This window comes from Flavobacterium sp. (genome assembly GCF_043778725.1).
In the GTDB taxonomy this organism is placed as follows: domain Bacteria; phylum Bacteroidota; class Bacteroidia; order Flavobacteriales; family Flavobacteriaceae; genus Flavobacterium.
In genome coordinates this window covers 1-3,138 of sequence record NZ_JAYWFT010000167.1, presented here as the reverse complement: position 1 = coordinate 3,138, position 3,138 = coordinate 1, and the positions used below count along the sequence as shown (strand labels likewise).

Here is a 3,138-nt window from a genome sequence, read left to right as displayed (position 1 = left end):
TTTTTCTGTTTTTGTTTGGTGATATAAACAACTACGGTTAGAAATAATCCCAAAAATAAAGATGCTAACAAGGCAATTGTCGTATTTTTATTTAAAATTGTTTTTTCTTGAAGTACAATTTGTTGTTCTTTTTTATTGGTTTGGTAAATCGTTTCTAGTTCTGCTATTTTTCCTCTTGTAGCAATGTTTCCTATACTGTCAGCAATAATTTTCTTGTCTTTTTCATAAGTCAAAGCACTTTTAAAATCATTGTTTTCAATAGCACTCTTTAGCAACACACCATAAAACATATTGACTTTTTCATATTGCTGATTGGTTATCAATGTAGGTAAAGCTTTTTTTATGTCTTCAAAATTAGAGTAATTTGGATTTTTTTTAATTTCATACAATGCAGCAGTTACTTTATATTCTTGAGTTAAATCGTCTGAATTTACTTTTTCAATAATTTTTTTAAATTCGTCAAGTTTTATTTTTGCTTCCGCTAATTTGTTTTCGGTTATTAAATTCTCAATTTTAAAACCATAGAGCTTTATTTTTAAAACATCATTATTATCTTTCGTACCCATGTAGGCTTGGTAGGTAGAATCAATTAATGCTGCTTTTCTAGAATCATTTAGGAAATCATAAATTGAAATTTTGTTGATTAAACCAATATAAACATTGTAGGTATTGTCTATGGTTTTATAGGCTTTTATTGCTTTGTCAGCGTTTAAAATAGCTCTTTTCTTATCGCCAATTGCTGTATAAATGTTGGCATAATTGGAATAAACAAACGCCAATCCTTTGGGATTGTCAATTTTACTAAAATATTCAAACGATTTTTGGTTGGCTTCTAAACTTAAATGTTGCTTACCAGTAATATAATAAACATACGATAAATCGTAATATGCTCTAGCAATATTGTAGCAACTATCATAATCATTCGGCTCTAATGAAGCTACTTTTTTAAAGTATTCACTCGCTTTTTTTAAATCATATTTGTCAAAATAATAGTTCGCTAAATATGCATCAACAAAAGTTGTCTTCAATGCAGGAACTTCTTTTCGGTATTTACTATCAAATTCATTTACTGTAGCCATGAACTTGGAGTTAAAATCATAAGAATCTGCAAGAAAAACACAAGCTATATCTAAAATTTTAGCGGCTTCTAAATATTTTTTTTCCTTTATTTTTTCATTATAATACCTGTAGAAAACCAAAAAATAATTTTTGTTTTTTCTATAATTTGCTACTTTATGAAGCCATGTTTTAGTTGCATCTTCTTTTTCTGTTTTTTTTTCAAATAGTACTTTGCTCTTATTTTCTTCTTTGCATCCTTGAAAGAAAAATAAGCTGAAAATTGAAATATAAACTACTAGTAATTTTTTAGAAATCATTTCGACTTTTATTTTCAACAAAAGTATCTATTTCAGTTTAATAAAAAAGTTTTTAGTAAAAATCAGGGGTTAACCCTTGTATGATGCTATTTATCTTTAAGGGACTAAGTTCTATAAAATTAAATGCAAAAACCTTCTCAAAATCGGGAAGGTTTTTGGGTTATAATTTAAAGAATGGTTTTAACTTTTTAATGATTTTATTAATCTAATTATAAAGAAAGAAAGAATGATAATTATTGTTTAATTAAAATATATTCTCCAAAAGGTAAAGTATAATTGGTAAAATTTATAGGATTTCCATTTTCATCCTCAGGACTATATTGATATTCTTTATAAAACCAAATTTTTAATTTTGTAATACCATTTTCTTGAAACCTTCTTATAACAAAACTATTTGCAACACCTGTAATGTTTGGGAAATTTGGATCAGACAATGCCATAAGTAATCTTCTTTCATTAGCTGAGCATTCATTGCACTTTGGTCTTGCAGTTGGAAACTTTATAGAACAAATTTCTCCTAGATTATGTTGCTCCATAGCTTTAGAATCTGTGCCAAGATCTACATTAATTTGATTTAATGTATTTACTTTTTCAATGCCATTTTCAATATACTGGTATTCACCCACTAGCATGTCTTCATAATAATCCCTTGGAAAGCCATCTTTGAAAAGTTGTTCCTTTTTTATAAATGTTATTTTAAGTGAGGTTGTGCCATTGGTGTACAGCCAAGTGCCAACATATTGATTAAGAAAGCCATAAACATCTTTATAATATGCATTACTTACTGCGCCATAATCTTGAGTGCCATATAAATCGATAACTGGAGTTTGTGCTTTACAAAATGTTAATGATAATAAAGCTAAGAGATAAAATGTTTTTTTCATGATGTTTTTAATTACAAGGTTGTTTAATAGGGTCACCGCCTGGATTATTTGAGTCTAATAGTATTTCTTGCCAAGTTGAAAGTCCAGGATCGGCTTGATATAAACCAACGCCACCATTATTCTCATTGAATAAATATAATAAATCTTTTTGAAAATTTTTATATCATCAGTTGTATTTCTTTTGATGTATTTGGTATCTAATATAGCTAATTTATCTTTACTCCATATTTTAGTGTTATTCATAAAAGTAAAAAACTTTAATGGGTCTTTAATTTTGATTGTAAAAGTACTTTCTGGAACAGTTAGAGTTAAAAAATATTCAGAATAATTTTTTGGTTGTCCATTTGTATTATGATGAATTGCAAGGTTTAAAAAATGCTCAATGGAGAAATCTATTTTGCAAACGATAAAGAAATTTATTTATAGAGAACTTATACCCAAAAAAAACAATAAGAAAATCTACATTGAACCACCTTTTTATTGCAATTATACTATCGATTTGGGAGAAAATGTGAAGTGAGTAGTTCTTGATACAATGAAAACTACCATTGGTGATAATGTATTTTTGGGTCAGACGTTAATGTTTATTCACTAACGATATAACTTGAAACGATTGAAATAAGAATGTTAGAATCCTCATAACCTAATGTTGCTGATAGCAGAAAACGCTGTGATTTGCCCTAGAGTTACAATTAAAGATGATAAATTGAGAGCCGAAATTCCGTTAGAACAAGTATCAATAACTTTGTATCCATACAATTCTACAAAGCTTTTTGTGTCTTGAAGTGTAAATGGATGATCGTCTGCAATTAGAATTTTCATAGTTGTTTTTTTATTTCAATAGATACAATTGTGCCATTTTTATCAGAAACTATTTT

The 3,138-nt window shown here is 27.6% G+C and carries 3 protein-coding genes; all 3 read right to left on the bottom strand.

Annotation, left to right across the window (positions count from 1 at the left end):
* Positions 1 to 1,376, bottom strand: a 1,376-nt coding sequence (locus ACH2CG_RS15450) for a tetratricopeptide repeat protein (protein WP_395066803.1), incomplete at its 3' end; no start/stop codon positions are given.
* A gap of 233 nt (positions 1,377 to 1,609) precedes the next feature.
* Complete coding sequence (locus tag ACH2CG_RS15445; RefSeq protein ID WP_395066801.1) at positions 1,610 to 2,260, bottom strand: DUF6705 family protein; 651 nt, start codon at positions 2,258 to 2,260, stop codon at positions 1,610 to 1,612.
* A 636-nt stretch (positions 2,261 to 2,896) separates the two neighbouring features.
* Positions 2,897 to 3,082 (bottom strand): hypothetical protein, encoded by a 186-nt coding sequence (locus ACH2CG_RS15440; RefSeq protein WP_395066799.1) that lies wholly within the window; start codon positions 3,080 to 3,082, stop codon positions 2,897 to 2,899.
* Positions 3,083 to 3,138 lie beyond the last annotated feature (56 nt).